Origin of the sequence: Gilliamella sp. ESL0232 (genome assembly GCF_013346885.1) — a bacterium.
Classification (GTDB): domain Bacteria; phylum Pseudomonadota; class Gammaproteobacteria; order Enterobacterales; family Orbaceae; genus Gilliamella; species Gilliamella bombi.
Genome location: NZ_JAAEDW010000006.1, coordinates 1 through 19,113, shown reverse-complemented (window position 1 = coordinate 19,113; position 19,113 = coordinate 1). Strand labels below are relative to the sequence as shown.

The window sequence follows — 19,113 nt, the reverse complement described above, 5'->3', positions numbered from 1 at the left end:
TTTGCTATTATTGATAATTATTTCACCAAAAATAATAATATAAATTGTAAAAATAGCCTTAAAGACGGAACTTCTAGCCGATAAATGTGAATTAAGTATATAATACCTGCTTATTAATTTAACGTTATTAAACAATATGAATAATTTACGCGAGCTTACTTTAAGAGGTACCATTCTCGGCGCTCTTATTACTGTTATTTTTACTGCATCGAATGTTTATCTTGGCTTAAAAGTTGGATTAACTTTTTCGTCAGCAATCCCTGCTGCAGTAATTTCAATGGCTGTATTGAAACTGTTTTCAGGTTCAACTATTTTAGAGAATAATATGGTGCAAACTCAGGCATCAGCAGCTGGCACTTTATCTTCAATTATTTTTGTGCTACCAGGGTTGTTAATGATTGGTTATTGGCAACACTTTCCTTTTTGGCTAACCTTTGCAATATGTGCCGCAGGCGGAATGCTTGGGGTTTTATTTTCAATTCCTTTACGTCATGTAATGGTCGTTAAAAGTAATTTACCTTATCCTGAAGGTGTGGCTGCCGCTGAAATTTTAAAAGCTGGATCTAAAACCGATAATAATGAAGCTAATGATGGGCTAAAAGATATTTTATTTGGTGGCGTGATTGCATCCATTGTTAGCCTTTTTACTAATGGTTTTCGTGCGTTATCAGAAAGCACTGCTTATTGGTTTACTGCTGGTAAGTCTATTTTTCAACTGCCTATGGGGTTCTCATTAGCTTTACTTAGTGCTGGTTATTTAATCGGAATTATGTCTGGAATTGCTATTTTAATTGGTACTATTATTGGTTGGGTATTTGGCGTTCCAATTTTAAGTGCAATTACCGATTATGATACTAGTCAACCGTTATCTGAAGTTGCTATGGGGTTTTGGGCAAAAGATATTCGTTTTATTGGTGCAGGGGTAATCGCAATTGCAGCCGTTTGGACATTACTCACGTTAATCAAACCGATGGCCGAAGGGTTAAAAATCTCGTTTAAAAGTATGCGTTCAGATGCGTCTGACAGTGATATTGCATCAACCGAGCGGGATTTATCACCTAAAACTATTTTAGTCATTATGGGCAGTATGTTAGCTATTTTGTTAGTGACATTTTATAGCTTCATTGGCAATAGTGGGTTATCAGCAGGCGTCGCTTGGACATTAGTTTTTTGCGCTGTATTATTTGCTTTTATTATGGGTTTTTTAGTGGCTGCCGCTTGTGGTTATATGGCTGGACTTGTTGGCTCATCAGCAAGCCCAATATCAGGAATAGCAATTGTTGCTGTGGTAGTCATTTCATTGATCTTATTAGGTTTAGGCGAAGCTAATGGTATGCTATCTTCTATTGAAGGTTCTAATTTTGCAACCGCACTTGCGCTCTTTACAACCAGTGCTGTATTGGCGATCGCTTGTATTTCAAATGATAATTTACAAGACCTAAAAACAGGTCATTTGGTTAATGCTACCCCTTGGAAACAACAAGTCGCATTATTACTTGGCTGTGTTGTTGGTGCAATTGTTATTGCGCCTATTTTAGAGATTTTATATAACGCTTATGGCTTTACTGGTGCTTTACCTCGCCAAGATATGGATGTAAGCCAAGTTTTAGCTGCACCACAAGCAACATTGATGACAACAATTGCTAAGGGAATTTTTTCTCATCAACTTGACTGGACGATGATTTTAATAGGACTTGCTTTAGGTGCTGCTATTATTATTGTTGATTTAATTCTTGCCCAAAATAAATCTAATTTTCGCATACCTGCTCTTGCTGTTGGGTTAGGCATTTATTTACCGCCAAGCATTACAACACCAATTATTATTGGTACTTTTTTATCATGGATAATTAAACGTAATGCGTACAAAAAAGCCCAAGCGCAAAATTTAGATCCAGAAGAACAATACCAAAAAGTTGATCGTAAAGCGGCGCTAATTGCATCGGGCCTGATTGTTGGCGAGAGCTTAGTTGGCGTGTTATTGGCTATTGTAATTGTGATTAGTATCACCAATGGCGGAAATGATGCTCCACTCGCAATACCGTTCGATTTAGGTATGTTACCGCAACTTTTAGGGCTTTTTGTTTTTGTTGGTATATGTACGTTCTTTATCCGTCGTGCTTTATCAGCAATTAAGAAATAGTCCTATTGAATAATTAAATTTAAGCCCTTTTCGTTTCAACAAAGGGCTTTTTTGTTTGAATTGATTGTTTTATAACGTTCCTGATTTTAGATGATTAAAACAATTTTTATTAACCTACTTTATTTTGAATAATAGACATAAATATCATGATAGTTTTTGATTCGATCCAAGTGCGCCGTGGCGTTAACCTGCTATTAGATAATGCATCAGCAACCATTAATCCTCAACAAAAAGTGGGGTTAGTGGGTAAAAATGGCTGCGGAAAATCCACCCTTTTTTCGCTAATTAAAGGTGAAATCCAAGCTGATGCAGGCACATTGAGTGTTCCATCTCACTGGCAACTGGCTTGGGTCAATCAAGAAACACCAGCCTTGGATATTCCTGCGATTGAATATGCGATTGATGGCGATCGTGAATATCGTCAATTAGAAAAGCAGTTAAATATTGCCAATGAGCAAAATAATGGTCAACAAATTGCGGTCATTCATGAAAAGCTTGACACCATAGATGCATGGACAATTCGTGCACGAGCTGCAACATTATTACATGGTCTTGGTTTTTCTAATGAGCAATTAATGTTACCGGTTAAGTCCTATTCCGGTGGTTGGCGAATGCGATTGAATTTGGCACAAGCGTTAATGTGTCGTTCTGATTTATTATTGCTTGATGAACCAACCAATCACCTTGATTTAGATGCTGTCATTTGGCTTGAAAAATGGCTAAGCAACTATCAAGGGACTTTAATTTTAATTTCTCACGATCGTGATTTTTTAGATCCTTTAGTCAATAAAATTATTCATATTGAACAAAAAAGTTTATTTGAATATACGGGCAATTATTCCTCCTTTGAGATCCAACGTTCAACTAAACTTGCTCAACAACAGTCTCTTTATGAAAGCCAACAACTCAAAGTTGCACACTTACAAAATTATATCGATCGCTTTAGAGCCAAAGCAACAAAAGCTAAACAGGCACAAAGCCGTATAAAAATGCTAGAAAGAATGGAACTGATTGCACCAGCGCATGTCGATAATCCATTTCATTTTAATTTTAAACCATCAGAATTCTTACCAAGCCCTTTGTTAATGATGGACAAAGTCGTAGCGGGTTATGATGATAAAATTATACTAGAGAAAATTAAGATTAATTTAGTTCCTGGTTCACGCATTGGCTTATTAGGACGCAATGGTGCAGGTAAATCAACACTGATTAAATTGCTAGCTGGTGAACTTGCACCTAAAGAAGGCCATATTAATCTCGCTAAAGGTGTTCAATTAGGCTATTTTGCTCAACATCAATTAGAATATCTACGCCCCGATGAGTCACCACTTTGGCATTTAACGCAACTTGCTGAACCGAAAAATACAGAGCAAGAACTACGTAATTATTTAGGTGGATTTGATTTTCAAGGCGACAAAGTCACCGAGCCAGTTAAAACTTTCTCGGGTGGTGAAAAGGCGCGACTTGTTTTAGCTTTAATTGTCTGGCAAAAACCAAATCTTCTTTTATTAGACGAACCAACTAACCACCTAGATTTAGATATGCGACAAGCATTGACTGAAGCGCTAATTGATTTTGATGGTGCATTAGTTGTGGTGTCACATGATCGCCATTTACTACGTTCGACCACCGATGAATTCTATTTAGTCCATGATCATAAAGTGGAACCTTTTGATGGTGATCTTGATGATTATCAAAAATGGTTAGCCGAAGCACAAAAAAATGATAACCAATCAAATGACGAAATAAATTCACCAAAAAAAGAAAATACAAGTAATATATCAGCTCAAGATCGTAAAGAGCAAAAACGTAAACAAGCTGAATTACGTGCACAAATGCAGCCAATAAAAAAACAGTTACAAAAAGAAGAACAGATGCTTGATAAATTAACCCATCAATTAAAGCAAATTGAAGAACAACTGTCTGATCCTGCAATCTATGATGCGAGCAAAAAAAACGAACTTACAACTTTGTTACTAGAGCAAAGCCAACTTAAAAATCAATTAGAAGAAACAGAACTACAATGGTTAGAATTACAACAACAATTGGAATCGTTTAACTTAGATTAAATTGATCATTTCGGTTAATAGGCTTGAGGTAATGGCTATCCATTGTCTATAAGCCAGCTATTTAAATTCATAGGTTATCCTCACCAATGTTATCGACAATATCATAGATGTACATTTTTGCCTGTTCAAAATCATATCCCTCAATACCAAAAACGGATGTGCAAGATATCATACCTTCAAGTATTAACATAATTAGGCAAGATGCTTGTTCACATGACTTTGTGCCTCCTAGACATTCAAAAATCCTATCTTGAATCCACTTTTTATGTTCACTAACAATAGCGCATATTTCTTCGCTTTTATTGTTATATTCAGACTTGGCTCGTACAAACATACAACCACGGTAATTATCATTCTTAAACCATTTTATATGCCATGAAATAATTGCATTGATTTTGTCTTTTTTTTCAGAAAAAACAGCGATAACATCTGTAAGTAATTTTTTAAAACAATCATTCCGCCTAAGTAACACTTTACTTACAAGCCCATTTTTGTCACCAAAATATTTATATAATGTTCTTTTTGATACACCTGCATTTTCTGCAATAAGCTCTAAACTAACAGGATGATAACCATATTCATTAAACAGCGATTCAGCCGCAGCAAGTATCATATCAACAATTTCAGGCTTCAATTTCATTTTTTATTATTTGTAATTGCTAGAATATTTTTGATTCTATCACAACAACTCTAATATAGTTAATTATAAATAATGTTTGACCTTTATAGTTAATAAATACACATTAAGTAAACGATGCAGTTTACTTAATAGACTTACTAGTTTTATTAAAATCCCACATTAACCAAACAGGAGAGATTTATGCTAGAAAAATTAAAAGGAGGAGAGGTGATGTCACCTAAACCTAACGCAGTAGCTATATTGAGAGGATTTATTGGGGGTGCTTTAGGGATTTTAACTTTGCTCGTAAGCACTCAGTGGGGAGGTACATTAGCAATTATGGCTCCATTTGGTGCAACATGCGTCTTGTTATTTGCTGCACCTAAATCTCCATTAGCACAACCAAGAAGTGTTATAGGAGGGCATTTTATTTCGTCTTTTATAGGTGTGTTGTTCATTAATTTATTTAGTAATGGAATTATACCGATAGCATTAGCAGTTGGGACATCTATCGCATTGATGCAGTTACTACGTGTAGTTCACGCTCCAGCTGGTGCAAACCCTATTTTAATCATGATGTCTGGAATTACTGACTATTCATTCTTGATAACACCAGTACTTATAGGTTCAGTTTTATTAGTCATGGTTGCTTTAATAGTTAATAATATAGGAATCGAAGCACGTTGGCCTAACTATTGGTTGGGATATCACTTTGATATGGGTAAAAGAATAAAAAAATCTAAAAAAGAATAGATTGCCTGTATTATATTAATAATAAATTATGATCCTATAGTGGTTTTATCTACCTTGGCAACTCACTTTGATTAAATATATTAGAAACAGAACTATTATTCTCAAATTCTGGAAAGGCATTATATTTCTTTCATAAAAACAAAAACCACAAGATAGACTCTTGTGGTTTTCTAAAAGATACAGCTAATTCAGTGAAAAACTATATCAAAAGATTAGCTCTTTTCAACTTGACTAAAATCTAGCTCTACAGGCGTTGAACGTCCAAAAATAGAAACCGATACTTTTAAGCGACTTTTTTCGTAATCAACTTCTTCTACTACACCATTAAAGTCAGCAAATGGACCTTCGTTAACACGAACAAGCTCGCCTGGTTCAAATAGTGTTTTAGGGCGTGGTTTATCACCTATTTGTTGTAAACGATTCATGATAGCATCAACTTCACGTTGGCTGATAGGCGCTGGTCGATCCGAAGTACCACCAATGAATCCCATTGTTCTTGGTACACTTTTTACTAAATGCCAAGTTGCATCATTCATCATCATTTCAACTAGCACATAACCAGGAAAGAATTTACGTTCACTTTTACGGCGTTGACCACTTTTCATTTCAACAACTTCTTCAGTGGGTACTAAAACTTCACCAAATGCATCTTCCATATTATGTAATTTGATGTATTCACGTAATGATTGTGCAACCCTCGCTTCATACCCAGAATAAGCTTGAATAACATACCATCGCTTTTGTTGTGTTTCGCTCATATTAACGCCCTATTGATGTTAAATAAAAGATGACTAAACGGAATACTGTATCCATCCCCCAAAGCGCTAAACCAACAAAAAGTGTAATAGCTGCAACAAGTAAAGTTGTTTGTGCTGTTTCTTTACGTGTTGGCCATACAACTTTTCTTAATTCTTTTCTAGATTCTTGTAAAAATAACAAAAATGACTTACCCATGTTTGTTGTAATCGCAATTAACAGCGTTAATAACGAAATTACAACAACTGCAATAATCCGAACGATTGTATTAGGTTGATATATATCATTTGGTTCAGCAAAATAAAAATTTCCCCAAACAACAAATGCAATCAATACTAAAACTAAACACCACTTAAATTTGTCTAGAATAGTATTTGAATCTTGACTCTCGTTACTTACTAGCATATAAAACCCATAATTATGTTATTTATAGTAATATCTATTTTCCAAAATGCTCTTTTATCAAAAACATTTTGCTAAACAGACTAGATAAGAAAGGGCATCTATTGATACCCTTTCTATTGGTAGCTAATACTAGATTATTTAATAACCCTAGCAACAACACCCGCACCAACAGTACGACCACCTTCACGAATCGCAAAACGTAAGCCGTCTGCCATTGCGATTGGGTGAATTAATGATACTGTCATTTTGATGTTATCTCCAGGCATTACCATCTCTACACCTTCTGGTAATTCGATAGTACCAGTTACGTCAGTTGTACGGAAGTAGAACTGTGGACGGTAACCTTTGAAGAATGGAGTGTGACGACCACCTTCATCTTTACTTAAGATATACACTTCTGATTCAAAATCAGTATGTGGAGTGATTGAACCTGGTTTTGCAAGTACTTGACCTCGTTCGATTTCTTCACGTTTTGTACCACGTAGTAATACACCAACGTTTTCACCTGCACGACCTTCGTCAAGTAATTTACGGAACATTTCAACACCAGTACAAGTTGTTTTAGTGGTTGGCTTGATACCAACAATTTCAACTTCTTCACCAACTTTGATTACACCGCGTTCAACACGACCAGTTACTACTGTACCACGTCCTGAAATTGAGAATACGTCTTCAATTGGTAATAGGAATGGTTTGTCGATATCACGCTCTGGCTCTGGAATATAGCTATCTAATGCTTCTGCTAATTCAACAATTTTGTCTTCCCATGCTGCATCGCCTTCTAACGCTTTAAGCGCAGAACCACGAATTACTGGAGTATCATCACCTGGGAAATCATATTGAGATAGAAGTTCACGTACTTCCATTTCAACTAATTCTAACAATTCTTCGTCATCAACCATATCACATTTATTTAAGAATACGATGATGTAAGGAACACCTACTTGACGACCTAAAAGGATGTGTTCACGAGTTTGTGGCATAGGACCATCTGTTGCTGCTACTACTAAGATAGCACCGTCCATTTGTGCCGCACCAGTGATCATGTTTTTAACATAGTCAGCATGGCCTGGGCAGTCTACGTGTGCATAGTGACGAGTTGGTGTATCGTATTCAACGTGTGAAGTGTTGATGGTGATACCACGTGCTTTTTCTTCTGGTGCGTTATCGATTTGATCGAATGCACGAGCTTGACCGCCGTATTTTTTAGCAAGTACAGAAGTAATTGCAGCAGTTAAAGTTGTTTTTCCGTGGTCAACGTGGCCGATTGTACCAACGTTAACGTGGGGTTTTGTACGTTCAAATTTTTCTTTAGACATTTATCGTCCCTCAAATGTAATACAAATCGGTGGTGAATCACCACATTAACCAAGTATCATATTTAATATCAACATAATACTAACTTAAAATTAGCTCTGAATGATAACAGATAAAGTTACCGAGTGACAAGCTATAAAGCAGGCAAATTTGATATTTTTAGAAGTTTAGGAGATTAACAAGAATGGTGCTGATAGGCAGATTTGAACTGCCGACCTCACCCTTACCAAGGGTGCGCTCTACCAACTGAGCTATATCAGCAATTGGAGCGGGCAGCGGGAATCGAACCCGCATCATCAGCTTGGAAGGCTGAGGTAATAGCCATTATACGATGCCCGCATGTTCAAACTCGGCTACCTAAATGCTTCAATTAGCTATTGCTAATATTAGATGATGGTGGTGGGGGAAGGATTCGAACCTTCGAAGTGTGACACGGCAGATTTACAGTCTGCTCCCTTTGGCCGCTCGGGAACCCCACCCCGAATCTTTATAAATTTGTCTACTTAGGAAAATGGTGCCGGCTGCCGGAATCGAACTGGCGACCTACTGATTACAAGTCAGTTGCTCTACCTACTGAGCTAAGCCGGCCTAAGTGCTGCGCATTATGAACTAGAACATTTAACCTTGCAAGCAAAAAAAACAAATTTTATTTTGTTTGCTTAAAAATAAATCAAAAACATAAAAAAACCCGAAATTTATGCTTATTTCGGGTTTTATTTAGTTCAAAATAAACTTATGTTATTTCTTTTTAACTACATTTTTTTAGTTGTCCCTACACCTTTAGCCGCTGTTTGTACCGCTACATCTTCGCTAATATCGCCTTTGTCTTGATATGCACGACCATAATAAGTATCAAGAAGGATCTGTTTTAGCTCAGCAATTAGAGGATAACGTGGATTTGCACCAGTACATTGGTCATCAAAGGCATCAACTGCAAGCTGATCGACTTGAGCCAAGAAAGTTTTTTCATCCACACCAAATTCTTTAATAGAAAATGGAATATCAAGATCTTTTCTAAGTTGATCTAACCAACCAATTAATTTCTCGACTTTCTTCTCATCATTATCCGTAGCTGCGGTTAGACCTAAATGATCAGCAATTTCGGCATAACGGCTAACTGCTTTAGGATAACCATATTGGCTAAACGTACCTTGTTTAGTTGGTTTGTCGGTTGCATTAAAACGGACAACATTACTAATTAACATCGCATTAGCAACACCATGAGGAATATGGAATGCTGCACCAATTTTATGAGCTATTGAGTGACAAACGCCAAGGAATGCTTGAGCAAAAGCAACACCTGCTAACGTTGCTGCACTATGCACTTTTTCTCGAGCAATAGGATTTTTAGCGCCTTCTCTATAACTTGCTGGTAAATAAGCTTTAAGTATGCTTAGCGCTTGTAGCGCTTGCCCATCAGAAAACTCACTTGCCATAACTGATACGTAAGCTTCTAAAGCATGCGTTACAGCATCATAGCCTCCAGCAGCACAAAGTGAGCGAGGCATATTCATCACTAAGTTTGCATCAACTATTGCCATATTAGGCGTAATAGCATAATCCGCTAATGGATATTTTTGACCTGTTGCATCATCAGTAACCACGGCAAATGGAGTTACTTCAGAGCCTGTACCTGATGTGGTTGTTACACAAATTAATTTTGCTTTTTGCCCCATATTTGGGAAGTGGCAAGCACGTTTACGAATATCCATAAAACGTAATGCTAGCTCTTCGAATTTAGTTTCAGGGTGCTCATATAAAACCCACATGATTTTTGCAGCATCCATTGGTGAACCACCACCTAACGCAATAATTGTATCTGGTTGGAATGCTTGCATTGAATCAGTACCCTTACGCACGACACTTAATGTTGGATCTGCTTCAACATCAAAGAAAGTTTCACAAATAACACCTTGTGCTTCTAATTGATCAGTGATTTGTTTTGAGTAACCGTTATTAAATAGGAATTTATCTGTTACTAAAAATACACGTTTTGCACCTTGCTCAACCACTTCACTTAAAGCTACTGGTAGTGAGCCACGTTTAAAATAGATAGAACTTGGTAGTTTGTGCCATAACATATTTTCTGCTCTCTTAGCGATTGTTTTCTTATTGATTAAGTGCTTCGGTCCAACATTTTCAGATACCGAGTTACCACCCCAAGAGCCACATCCTAATGTTAAAGATGGCGCTAAATCAAAATTATATAAATCACCAATACCACCATGAGCCGCTGGTTGATTTATTAAAATACGGCAAGTTTTCATTTTACTACCAAAATAAGCAATACGTTCACGATTGCTATCTTGATCAGTATAAAGGACTGAAGTGTGCCCCATTCCACCCATTTCAACCAATTTTTCTGCTTTATCAACAGCTTCAGAGAAATCTTTAGCCTTGAACATAGCAAGTGTTGGAGAAAGTTTTTCGTGGGCAAACGGTTCAGATAAATCAACTTTACTTACTTCGCCAACAAGTACTTTCGAACCAGCTGGAACTTTAAGACCGGCCATTTCAGCAATTTTAGTTGCTGGCTGACCAACAATATTGGCATTTAAGGCGCCTTTGTCATTTAAAATAATACCTTGTACTGCTTTAGTTTCTTTAGCATTTAAGACATATGCACCATATTGAGTTAATAAGCGACGTACTTCATCATAGACAGAATCAACAACAACAATTGCTTGTTCTGATGCACAGATCATCCCGTTATCAAATGTCTTAGACATAAGTACTGAGGCAACAGCACGTTTCAAATCAGCTGTTTCATCTATAACAACTGGTGTATTACCTGCACCAACACCTAACGCAGGTTTACCTGAACTATAAGCGGCTTTTACCATGCCTGGTCCACCAGTTGCTAAAATAGCAGACACATCATCGTGGTGCATTAATGCATTTGATAATTCGATAGATGGCTCGTCAATCCAACCAATAATATCTTTTGGTGCGCCAGCTTTAATTGCGGCATCTAATACAATTCGAGCAGCTTCAATAGTTGATTTTTTAGCTCGAGGATGTGGAGAGAAGACAATTGCATTGCGAGTTTTTAAGCTAATTAATGATTTAAAAATCGCAGTTGAAGTTGGGTTAGTTGTTGGAACAATTCCACAAATAATACCAAGTGGCTCTGCTATAGTAATAGTACCGAATGGTTCATTTTCAGCAACGACTCCACAAGTCTTATCGTGACGATATTTATTTAAAATATACTCAGCGGCAAAAAGGTTTTTTATGACCTTATCTTCGACAATTCCCATTCCTGACTCTGCAACAGCTTGTTGCGCAAGTGGAATACGTGCCGCAGCAGCGGCTGTCGCAGCTGCTACAAAGATTTTGTCGACTTGTTCTTGAGTATAAGTTGAATAAGTCTCCTGTGCCTTTTTGACTCGAGCCATTAACTCATTTAACTCATTCATGTTAGTTACTGCCATAGATTTCTCCTTGAAATTAAAAAATAAATCGGGATCGTTTGGCGTCTTCCTTGAAACTATTTAATGCTTAAGCATAATGACAAAACGAAATTGACGTTATCGTAAATCAGATTTTTACTTTATACAATAATATATTGAATAAAAAAAAGCATGTTACGAAAAGTAACTAATTTTTATGTATTTAGTGACTAAAAAAGAAATAGATATAAAAAAAGGAACCATTTTTATTCAAAAATGGTTATTATTAATGGAATTTGTTATGGAAGAAAAAGGACTAGTTTTAAAAAATTATGTGTTACACAATTTATTTAGCACATAACTAACCGCCACAAAACCAAAGGTGGCTGTAACTGTTGTAATTGCGCCGAACCCTGACTCACAGTCCATTTTTTTAGGTCCATCTGCTTCACTTTTTGTTAAACATACTTGTCCATTTTTAGAAGGGTACGTTAATTGCTCAGTCGAAAATACACAAGGAATACCGTATTTACCTTTGCTATCTTTATTTAATTTATAATTATACTTTAGTTTTTCACGTAACTTTGCTACTAATGGATCTTGAATTGTCTTTGCCAAATCTGCAATTTTAATTTGGGTTGGATCTTTTTGTCCACCAGCTCCGCCAATGGTAATCACTTTCAATTTTTGTCGCTTACAATATGCAAGCACAGCCGCTTTATCATGTACACTATCAATTGCTTCAATAATATAGTGATAACATGGGGATTGCTTTGTTCCTAAATATTCACCAACATTATCTGAATTAATAAAATCATCAATTTCATTCACGATACATTCAGGGTTAATTTGTAAAATGCGTTCAGCCATAACCGAGGTTTTAGCTTTGCCAATATTGGATTTTAACGCATGAATTTGGCGATTTGTATTTGTTACACAAACATCATCCATATCAATTAGGGTAATTTGACCAATACCACTACGCGCTAGCGATTCAGCAACCCAAGAACCTACACCACCGATACCAATTACACAAATATGCGCTTGTGAAAAACATTGCAAAGCTGACTCACCATAAAGCCTAGCTATACCGCTAAAACGTTGAAAGTAAGATTCTTTATTCATCAATAATTAATAATAGTGTTTTATACTAAAACAACTACTCTCCTGAAACTTTTTTACAAATTATAACTGTAATATTTTTTATATAAAGAACTTATCAATAAGTATTAGAGATATTATACCTTTCACGAATAAAAAACCAAATTCATAACTCTTATAAAGGTCAGCTACATCATCATCGACGATAAATAATTGGTAATATATTATGTGTATTTGTTTAACTTATTATTTTTTCCTACAATTTGCCATTTCATACCAAGCAATTGTACCTTTAGCTTGAGCAAAGTAGATAAAGGGTCTAATAACCTGTCAGGCCGTAATACCCTCGTGCTTAGTCAGGCTAACGTCGAGCAAAATAGAGCTATATATTAAAATGGTTAACAATTTTAATATAGATTGAACATATCTATTTTTTAGATCAAACAAAAATGTTATACGCTAGATACTAAAGTCTTAACAGTATATAATATTAAAAATTTTTAATCTTAATTTAAATAAATTATTGGAGTTTTAATTTTTTATGAAAGAATATAAGGTAGTTATTTATCAAGAAAACGCTTTTTCTTCGTTTCTTTTTGGATCAGCTAATGTTAATCCAGCTAGGTTTACCGAGTTACTAAATAAAAATGCTGAAGCAGGCTGGCGTGTAGTAACGATGGAAAGAGAGATACGTCGCTTGTTCTTATTCTGGAATCGAGAAGCTCACATTGTTATCCTTGAGCGTGACCGTATTTAAACAATCCCAAAAGCATTTTTATTAAAATAATCCATTACAGGTAATAATATTTTAAATTAATAGTTGTAAGGTTAGAAATCAATATGCTCATTAGGGCATATTATTTCTACTAAATAAGATAAACTCAAACTGGCTAATTGCTAAATTAGTAAATTAGAAGTATTAATTCTTTGTTAAAAAGTTTCAGGAAACACTATGTTTCAGTATAAAATAGGCAACTTTAGGATTTATGCTGTAATTTTTGCTCTGCTAGAGCTAAAAAGACAATACCTATAATGATAGATAACCCACCAAGCATGCGTGTCAATGTAATTTGCTCATCAAAAACAATAACCGATACCAACATTACTGTAACCACCTGTAAATGAGAAGCGGCAAAAGCTGGACCCACTGGGGCTTTTTTTAATAATACCATCCAAGTGACAAATGCCCCTGTATAGCCAAGCATTACTAAATAAGCCCAACCATAAGTAAAAATACGGATTAACCAATCAATACTCACTTCAAATGGCATAGCTGATATTGCCGTTAATTTAAAGCTTGTTTGACCAAATGTGTCAAAAAATAATAGTAAAATAAATCCAATAATATAAAATTTTTTCATTACGTAAGCCCCACTAAAACTACGCCAGTAGTAATAAAAAATATACCAATGATACGGAATAAAGTAAGGTGCTCTTGAAATAAGATACGCCCAGCTAACATAACAGTTATGATATTAAATGAACCTAGTAAAATACCTTGCGATAAAGGCACTTTACTTAAAAATGCTAGCCAAAAAATAAAACCGATAAAATATGTGCCAAATCCCAACCAAAGCCAAAAATTGCTAAATAATTTTTGCCAATAATGTAAACCCTGCTTATTTTTTGAAGTAATTGCGGCATACTTAAATGCAATTTGCCCAACAGTATCACAGGCAATATTAATTAACCAAAGAACAATAATTAAGGTTGACACTGCTGGCAAAATCCGTGTATTTCTAGCACACTATGTTTGATTAAAAAATCACTTTGTTGTGCTAACTGTTTAAATTGATGTTCGATATCTTGTGAATGTTTTTCGATGATTTGTTGACATTTATCGCAAATGAATAAAATTGAAATATGTTCAGGATCTTGAAAATGTGGACAAATAATATAGCTATTAGAAGATTCCACTTTATGGATAAAACCTTGTTCAAGTAAAAATTCAAGTGCACGATAAATTGTGGGAGGTTTAGCTTGAGGTTCGCTTAGTTTGAGTAGATCTAAAAGATCATAGGCACTCATTGCTTTATTTGCCGTTAACATAATATCTAAAACTGTTCGACGTTGCGTTGTCAGTTTAATACCACGTTTTTTGCATAAAGTTTCAATCTTTTCAATTAACAGATTATGCATTTAATATCCTTTGCCTTTAGCCATAATTTTTTTGTGCAGCTTTTCTTCGTCTTATTTCTTTAGGATCATTGATTAAAGGGCGATATATTTCAATACGATCGCCATTTTTAACCAATTCATTAAGATCACAACGTTTTCCATAGATGCCGATTAAATGTTCATCTAGTTTAATCTGGCATAACGATAAGATATTGGATTTTGTAATTGCTTGCAAGACATTCGTTTGCTCATCAACATTACAATTAATTACTGTTGGATTATTCGGTAACGCATAAACAACTTGAATATTGATCATTTTAATAAATCTGCCTTGCTCTTTTTGAAAACGCATTAACCATACTAGTCATGATTTCTTTAAATATAGGAGTAAAAGTCATATCTAATAATTTATTTTTGAACTCAAAATCTAAATTGAGACTAATTTTACTTTGGTTTTCAGTAATTTTAACAAATTGCCACCGACCCGATAATTGTTTGAATGGACCTTCTAAAAGCGTTATATCAATTGAGTTAGGTTCATTAACTCTATTTAATGTGGTAAAAGATTTTTTAAAACCGAACTTTTCAACCTTAATAAAGGCAGTCATAATATTATCTTGTTTTCTAATAATGCCTGTTGCGATACAATCAGGAATGAATTCTGGATATTTTTCTATATCATTAACTAAAGCAAACATTTGCTCAATTGAGTAGGGCTCAATAACTTCGTGAAAAACATGTGCCATAATAATAAAATAAAAAGTTAAAATTAGTAGCATATAGTATCACGTAACTCTATAATAACGCACATTATGACTAAGAAAAAATTACACAAGCCGGGATCGGCAACTATTGCATTAAATAAACGTGCACGCCATGAGTACTTTATTGAAGAGGAAATTGAGGCGGGATTATCCCTGCAAGGTTGGGAAGTAAAATCTCTCCGTGCAGGTAAAGCAAATATTAGTGATAGCTATGTTTTACTTAAAGATGGTGAAGCATGGTTATTTGGTGCAACTATTACGCCGTTAAATGTTGCCTCAACGCATGTTATTTGTGAACCGATGCGAAATCGTAAGTTGCTGCTAAATGAGCGTGAGCTCAACTCATTATTTGGTCAGATCAACCGCCAAGGCTATACGGTTGTTGCTCTTTCGTTATATTGGAAAAACGCATGGGCAAAAGTAAAAATTGGTGTTGCCAAAGGTAAAAAAGAATACGATAAACGTACCGATATTAAAGAACGCCAATGGCAAGTTGATAAAGCACGTATTATGAAAAACGCAAATCGGTAATGTTTTGATTCACTTCGTAAAATATAACGCTAGCAGTAGATATCGATTCAATTTCTGTTTTAATTAGATTTGCTAGCGCTATCTTTTTTAGTACATTATAAATCTACAATATACTAACGTTGATCATCAACAGTTACGCCTGCTGGCGGAGTAAATTTGAATTTGTCTAATGCGACTTTACCTAGTGTTTGTCGAGACAAGTCATAAAAACTACGTTGGCCATCTTCTTCTATAATAGTAAAGTTAGAAATCATACCTGTAGGTAATACCGAAATAATAAAGTCTTGATTAGACCCATCGGTTGGTTTTAAAGTGAACGAATCTTGTTTACGAGTGACATTATAAACATTCCAAATTGGGTTATGACTGTCAGTAATTAGTAACATTAATCGGTTATCGATCGCTTTTTTCAAGTCCATTACACTAACTTGTTGAACTGCTGGTGTGTATACCCACATATTCTTTCCATCAGAAATAATCGATGTTTCATCAGGTTCATTCATCGTCCAATTAAAATAGTAAGGTCTACTAACCCATAAATCGCCTTTACCTTCTTGTACTTGTTGATTATCGGCCGTTTTCACATCTTGCGAAAACCTTGCATAAAACCCGTCAATTTTATCTAAACGTTGTTGTAATACTTCTTTATCGCCAGCCCATGCAGATAAACTAACTAATGCTCCAATTAAAAGTAAAAACTTTTTCATAATCAATCCTTATGTATTTATTCTATAAAAATATGTTAAATATATTTTGATTACTATATATGATCGAAATATTACCGTTTTTATTCCACTGGGGAAAGATATTTTCTTTTCTTTTTTCACTTAATAAATAACGAGTATATAATAGGTTTTATTTTACAAATGCGGATAAATACCTGCCATGCCGAGTATGTCTTTTGAATTTACTACTGATGAATTTAAACCATTAGCAGCTAGAATGCGCCCACGTAATCTAGCTGAATATATAGGTCAATCTCATCTATTGGGGAAAGATAAACCGCTACCCAAAGCAATTGAAGCTGGAAATTTACACTCAATGATCCTTTGGGGGCCGCCAGGCACGGGCAAAACAACTTTAGCTGAAATTATTGCTCATCATGCTAATGCTAAAGTTGAACGAGTTTCTGCCGTTACATCTGGCATAAAAGATATTCGTGAAGCAATTGAACGAGCTAAAATTAATCAGCAAGCAGGGATCCGCACTATATTATTTGTTGACGAAGTTCATCGTTTTAATAAAAGTCAACAAGATGCGTTTTTACCTTATGTCGAAAACGGCACTGTTACGTTTATTGGAGCAACAACTGAAAATCCATCATTTGAATTAAATTCTGCATTATTATCTCGTGCAAGAATCTATTTGCTCAAATCATTAACCAACCATGACATTGAGCAAATTTTACAGCAGGCAATGGACGATACTAAGCGTGGTTATGGTAATAAAAACATCAATCTACCAGAAGAAACAAAAAAACAAATTGCTGAATTCGTTGGTGGTGATGCAAGGCGAGCACTTAACACACTTGAACTATTAATTGACATGTCAGATGGGCATGAACTTACACCTGATTTACTCAAAGAAGTTATAGGAGAACGTAATGCGAGATTCGACAATCAAGGCGATCGTTTTTACGATTTAATTTCCGCGGTACATAAATCAATACGTGGTTCCGCACCTGATGCCGCTCTTTATTGGTATGCAAGAATTATATCAGCTGGCGGAGATCCACTTTATGTTGCACGTCGATTATTAGCCATTGCCTCGGAAGATGTTGGTAATGCCGATCCTAGAGCTATGCAAGTCGCGCTTGCCGCATGGGACTGCTTTACAAGAGTTGGTCCTGCTGAAGGTGAACGTGCAATTGCACAAGCAATCATCTATCTTGCTTGTGCACCAAAAAGTAATGCAGTTTACCTTGCATTTAAACAAGCAATGACTGATGCCGAATCAAAACATGATTACGATGTTCCTGAGCATTTACGCAACGCTCCAACAAGCTTAATGAAAAACTTAGGTTATGGCGCTGAGTATCGTTACGCCCACGATGAACCCAACGCTTTCGCAGCAGGTGAAAATTACTTTCCGCCAGAAATGGCTAATACAAAATATTATCGCCCAACAACTCGTGGTGCTGAAAAAAATTATACTGAAAAATTAGCATGGATAGAAGAACAAAACCTCTCAAGCTCTATTCAACGTTATAAGTCTAAAAAATAGAGGCTGTGTTTATTTTTTATAAAAATATTCTGAAAGAATTTGATCTAACAAAATAATTATAAAATGGAGAATACTATTTCTACATACTTATTTTTGTACCTACCTTTAAATCTTAAAATAATGTTAAAAACTTTCAGGAAACTATGTGTTTGAGTATAAAATTTTAAATAATTAAAGTGCTTTTTATCTAAAAATATGTCGGGTTAGATTTGTATCATTTTAACAACCTGGAGCAAGCAAATAGAATGACCGAAAATGACTTACCATTTATAATACTGAAAAAATCATGAGACATTAAATAGTATAACGCCTATTGAATACAAAACACAAAAACAACTAGCATGATTTTCTACGTTAGTTTTGTATTAAAAATGAGATAATCACACTTCAGCTAGTTGTAAACTATTAAAATTATGAAATAGGATTAATTTTATGCCGGCATTATCTGAATATTCAAATATATCAAACACTGTACTCAATATATTAGATAAAAAAGAATACCGAAATTGGTATGACGAAAAGTTAAAAATGTACTGTGCTGAAAAGAACGGTTGGGATTTTATGGCCGATTCACCATCAGGTTTGTTAGGTTTAATTAGCATTTATGAATTTAAAAAACCAGCTATATATAAAGAATATTGGTGGAAAGATGATGATAAAAACTTACTAAACAATTTAAGAAAGAAACCTAAATACATATCAGTTATAGATAAAAATATAAGATAGATTAAAGTTAAGTTACTAAAAATAAAGCAAAAGCAACTAAGTGATTTTTTACATATCATAAAATAATAATATAAAAGCAAAAAGCCCAGCATGACTGCTGGGCTCTCTATATTTAAAAGTCTGGCGGCACCCTACTCTCACATGGGTAATACCCACACTACCATCGGCACTACGGCGTTTCACTTCTGAGTTCGGCATG

Annotated in this window: 19 protein-coding genes, 4 tRNA genes and 1 rRNA gene; 7 read left to right on the top strand and 17 right to left on the bottom strand. The window is 35.1% G+C overall.

Annotated features, from left to right (window positions below):
- Positions 1–136 precede the first annotated feature (136 nt).
- Positions 137–2,140 (top strand): OPT family oligopeptide transporter, encoded by a 2,004-nt coding sequence (locus GYW75_RS07360; protein WP_174798901.1) that lies wholly within the window; start codon positions 137–139, stop codon positions 2,138–2,140.
- 146 nt (positions 2,141–2,286) lie between these two features.
- On the top strand, positions 2,287–4,209 hold the full coding sequence (locus GYW75_RS07355; protein ID WP_174798900.1) for an ABC transporter ATP-binding protein: 1,923 nt from the start codon (positions 2,287–2,289) through the stop codon (positions 4,207–4,209).
- Positions 4,210–4,276: 67 nt separating this feature from the next.
- Here the strand turns inward: GYW75_RS07355 and GYW75_RS07350 are convergent, their stop codons facing one another.
- Entirely contained in the window at positions 4,277–4,849 is a 573-nt protein-coding gene (locus tag GYW75_RS07350) for a TetR/AcrR family transcriptional regulator (RefSeq protein WP_174798899.1), read from the bottom strand.
- A gap of 180 nt (positions 4,850–5,029) precedes the next feature.
- Between GYW75_RS07350 and GYW75_RS07345 the strand changes: the two genes are divergently transcribed.
- Entirely contained in the window at positions 5,030–5,581 is a 552-nt protein-coding gene (locus tag GYW75_RS07345; protein ID WP_174798898.1) for an HPP family protein, read from the top strand.
- Positions 5,582–5,793: 212 nt separating this feature from the next.
- On the opposite strand, the gene nusG is transcribed toward GYW75_RS07345, so the two are convergent.
- From nusG to tcdA, 9 genes are all read right to left on the bottom strand, one after another.
- Complete coding sequence (nusG, locus tag GYW75_RS07340; protein ID WP_034913625.1) at positions 5,794–6,339, bottom strand: transcription termination/antitermination protein NusG; 546 nt, start codon at positions 6,337–6,339, stop codon at positions 5,794–5,796.
- A gap of 1 nt (position 6,340) precedes the next feature.
- Entirely contained in the window at positions 6,341–6,742 is a 402-nt protein-coding gene (secE, locus tag GYW75_RS07335; RefSeq protein ID WP_034913628.1) for a preprotein translocase subunit SecE, read from the bottom strand.
- Positions 6,743–6,876: 134 nt separating this feature from the next.
- Complete coding sequence (tuf, locus tag GYW75_RS07330) at positions 6,877–8,061, bottom strand: elongation factor Tu (RefSeq protein WP_065639651.1); 1,185 nt, start codon at positions 8,059–8,061, stop codon at positions 6,877–6,879.
- Between the two features lie 183 nt (positions 8,062–8,244).
- Positions 8,245–8,320: transfer RNA gene (locus GYW75_RS07325), tRNA-Thr, on the bottom strand.
- A gap of 3 nt (positions 8,321–8,323) precedes the next feature.
- Positions 8,324–8,398 (bottom strand) — tRNA-Gly (locus tag GYW75_RS07320).
- 55 nt (positions 8,399–8,453) lie between these two features.
- Positions 8,454–8,538, bottom strand: a tRNA-Tyr gene (locus tag GYW75_RS07315).
- A gap of 33 nt (positions 8,539–8,571) precedes the next feature.
- A tRNA-Thr gene (locus GYW75_RS07310) sits at positions 8,572–8,647 on the bottom strand.
- A 164-nt stretch (positions 8,648–8,811) separates the two neighbouring features.
- On the bottom strand, positions 8,812–11,493 hold the full coding sequence (adhE, locus tag GYW75_RS07305; RefSeq protein WP_174798897.1) for a bifunctional acetaldehyde-CoA/alcohol dehydrogenase: 2,682 nt from the start codon (positions 11,491–11,493) through the stop codon (positions 8,812–8,814).
- A 288-nt stretch (positions 11,494–11,781) separates the two neighbouring features.
- The gene (tcdA, locus tag GYW75_RS07300) at positions 11,782–12,576 is read right to left on the bottom strand and encodes a tRNA cyclic N6-threonylcarbamoyladenosine(37) synthase TcdA (protein ID WP_085165909.1); all 795 of its coding nucleotides are present in this window, start codon (positions 12,574–12,576) and stop codon (positions 11,782–11,784) included.
- A gap of 517 nt (positions 12,577–13,093) precedes the next feature.
- Between tcdA and GYW75_RS07295 the strand changes: the two genes are divergently transcribed.
- Positions 13,094–13,309 (top strand): DUF4177 domain-containing protein, encoded by a 216-nt coding sequence (locus tag GYW75_RS07295; RefSeq protein WP_065590507.1) that lies wholly within the window; start codon positions 13,094–13,096, stop codon positions 13,307–13,309.
- A gap of 220 nt (positions 13,310–13,529) precedes the next feature.
- On the opposite strand, the gene GYW75_RS07290 is transcribed toward GYW75_RS07295, so the two are convergent.
- Genes GYW75_RS07290 through GYW75_RS07270 form a run of 5 tightly spaced genes read right to left on the bottom strand, consistent with a single transcriptional unit; the run spans position 13,530 to position 15,416 of the window.
- Positions 13,530–13,913 (bottom strand): DMT family transporter, encoded by a 384-nt coding sequence (locus GYW75_RS07290; protein WP_034913644.1) that lies wholly within the window; start codon positions 13,911–13,913, stop codon positions 13,530–13,532.
- Positions 13,913–14,269: an EamA family transporter gene (locus GYW75_RS12560; RefSeq protein WP_034913647.1), complete on the bottom strand. Its 357-nt coding sequence runs from the start codon at positions 14,267–14,269 to the stop codon at positions 13,913–13,915. The genes GYW75_RS07290 and GYW75_RS12560 overlap by 1 nt, the downstream gene beginning before the upstream one ends.
- Positions 14,257–14,691 carry a zinc uptake transcriptional repressor Zur gene (gene zur / locus GYW75_RS07280; RefSeq protein WP_051634260.1) on the bottom strand — a complete coding sequence of 145 codons (435 nt, stop codon included), beginning with the start codon at positions 14,689–14,691 and terminating at the stop codon, positions 14,257–14,259. Before zur ends, GYW75_RS12560 begins: the two co-directional genes overlap by 13 nt.
- Positions 14,692–14,707: 16 nt before the next feature.
- Positions 14,708–14,986 carry an RnfH family protein gene (locus tag GYW75_RS07275; RefSeq protein ID WP_065590505.1) on the bottom strand — a complete coding sequence of 93 codons (279 nt, stop codon included), beginning with the start codon at positions 14,984–14,986 and terminating at the stop codon, positions 14,708–14,710.
- A gap of 1 nt (position 14,987) precedes the next feature.
- Positions 14,988–15,416 carry a type II toxin-antitoxin system RatA family toxin gene (locus GYW75_RS07270; RefSeq protein WP_065590511.1) on the bottom strand — a complete coding sequence of 143 codons (429 nt, stop codon included), beginning with the start codon at positions 15,414–15,416 and terminating at the stop codon, positions 14,988–14,990.
- A gap of 66 nt (positions 15,417–15,482) precedes the next feature.
- Here GYW75_RS07270 and smpB point away from each other — a divergent pair, with 66 nt between their 5' ends.
- A complete protein-coding gene (smpB, locus tag GYW75_RS07265) occupies positions 15,483–15,965 on the top strand; it encodes an SsrA-binding protein SmpB (RefSeq protein WP_065590504.1) in 483 nt (160 codons plus the stop codon).
- Positions 15,966–16,078: 113 nt separating this feature from the next.
- On the opposite strand, the gene lolA is transcribed toward smpB, so the two are convergent.
- Positions 16,079–16,672 carry an outer membrane lipoprotein chaperone LolA gene (gene lolA, locus GYW75_RS07260; protein WP_065560472.1) on the bottom strand — a complete coding sequence of 198 codons (594 nt, stop codon included), beginning with the start codon at positions 16,670–16,672 and terminating at the stop codon, positions 16,079–16,081.
- Positions 16,673–16,850: 178 nt separating this feature from the next.
- Between lolA and GYW75_RS07255 the strand changes: the two genes are divergently transcribed.
- On the top strand, positions 16,851–18,188 hold the full coding sequence (locus GYW75_RS07255; RefSeq protein ID WP_174798896.1) for a replication-associated recombination protein A: 1,338 nt from the start codon (positions 16,851–16,853) through the stop codon (positions 18,186–18,188).
- A gap of 432 nt (positions 18,189–18,620) precedes the next feature.
- Positions 18,621–18,914: a hypothetical protein gene (locus tag GYW75_RS07250; protein WP_174798895.1), complete on the top strand. Its 294-nt coding sequence runs from the start codon at positions 18,621–18,623 to the stop codon at positions 18,912–18,914.
- 118 nt (positions 18,915–19,032) lie between these two features.
- Here GYW75_RS07250 and rrf read toward each other — a convergent pair.
- Positions 19,033–19,113: ribosomal RNA gene (gene rrf, locus GYW75_RS12770) — 5S ribosomal RNA — on the bottom strand; the annotation flags it as partial.

Coding starts and splice junctions, on each gene's coding strand:
- tcdA (WP_085165909.1), bottom strand. CDS start 12,576: ATGAATAAAGAATCTTACTTTCAACGTTTTAGCGGTATAGCTAGGCTT.
- secE (WP_034913628.1), bottom strand. CDS start 6,742: ATGCTAGTAAGTAACGAGAGTCAAGATTCAAATACTATTCTAGACAAA.
- GYW75_RS07275 (WP_065590505.1), bottom strand. CDS start 14,986: ATGATCAATATTCAAGTTGTTTATGCGTTACCGAATAATCCAACAGTA.
- GYW75_RS07360 (WP_174798901.1), top strand. CDS start 137: ATGAATAATTTACGCGAGCTTACTTTAAGAGGTACCATTCTCGGCGCT.
- zur (WP_051634260.1), bottom strand. CDS start 14,691: ATGCATAATCTGTTAATTGAAAAGATTGAAACTTTATGCAAAAAACGT.
- GYW75_RS07255 (WP_174798896.1), top strand. CDS start 16,851: ATGCCGAGTATGTCTTTTGAATTTACTACTGATGAATTTAAACCATTA.
- GYW75_RS07355 (WP_174798900.1), top strand. CDS start 2,287: ATGATAGTTTTTGATTCGATCCAAGTGCGCCGTGGCGTTAACCTGCTA.
- tuf (WP_065639651.1), bottom strand. CDS start 8,061: ATGTCTAAAGAAAAATTTGAACGTACAAAACCCCACGTTAACGTTGGT.
- GYW75_RS07290 (WP_034913644.1), bottom strand. CDS start 13,913: ATGAAAAAATTTTATATTATTGGATTTATTTTACTATTATTTTTTGAC.
- GYW75_RS07270 (WP_065590511.1), bottom strand. CDS start 15,416: ATGGCACATGTTTTTCACGAAGTTATTGAGCCCTACTCAATTGAGCAA.
- nusG (WP_034913625.1), bottom strand. CDS start 6,339: ATGAGCGAAACACAACAAAAGCGATGGTATGTTATTCAAGCTTATTCT.
- GYW75_RS07295 (WP_065590507.1), top strand. CDS start 13,094: ATGAAAGAATATAAGGTAGTTATTTATCAAGAAAACGCTTTTTCTTCG.
- GYW75_RS07250 (WP_174798895.1), top strand. CDS start 18,621: ATGCCGGCATTATCTGAATATTCAAATATATCAAACACTGTACTCAAT.
- GYW75_RS07345 (WP_174798898.1), top strand. CDS start 5,030: ATGCTAGAAAAATTAAAAGGAGGAGAGGTGATGTCACCTAAACCTAAC.
- smpB (WP_065590504.1), top strand. CDS start 15,483: ATGACTAAGAAAAAATTACACAAGCCGGGATCGGCAACTATTGCATTA.
- GYW75_RS07350 (WP_174798899.1), bottom strand. CDS start 4,849: ATGAAATTGAAGCCTGAAATTGTTGATATGATACTTGCTGCGGCTGAA.
- lolA (WP_065560472.1), bottom strand. CDS start 16,672: ATGAAAAAGTTTTTACTTTTAATTGGAGCATTAGTTAGTTTATCTGCA.
- adhE (WP_174798897.1), bottom strand. CDS start 11,493: ATGGCAGTAACTAACATGAATGAGTTAAATGAGTTAATGGCTCGAGTC.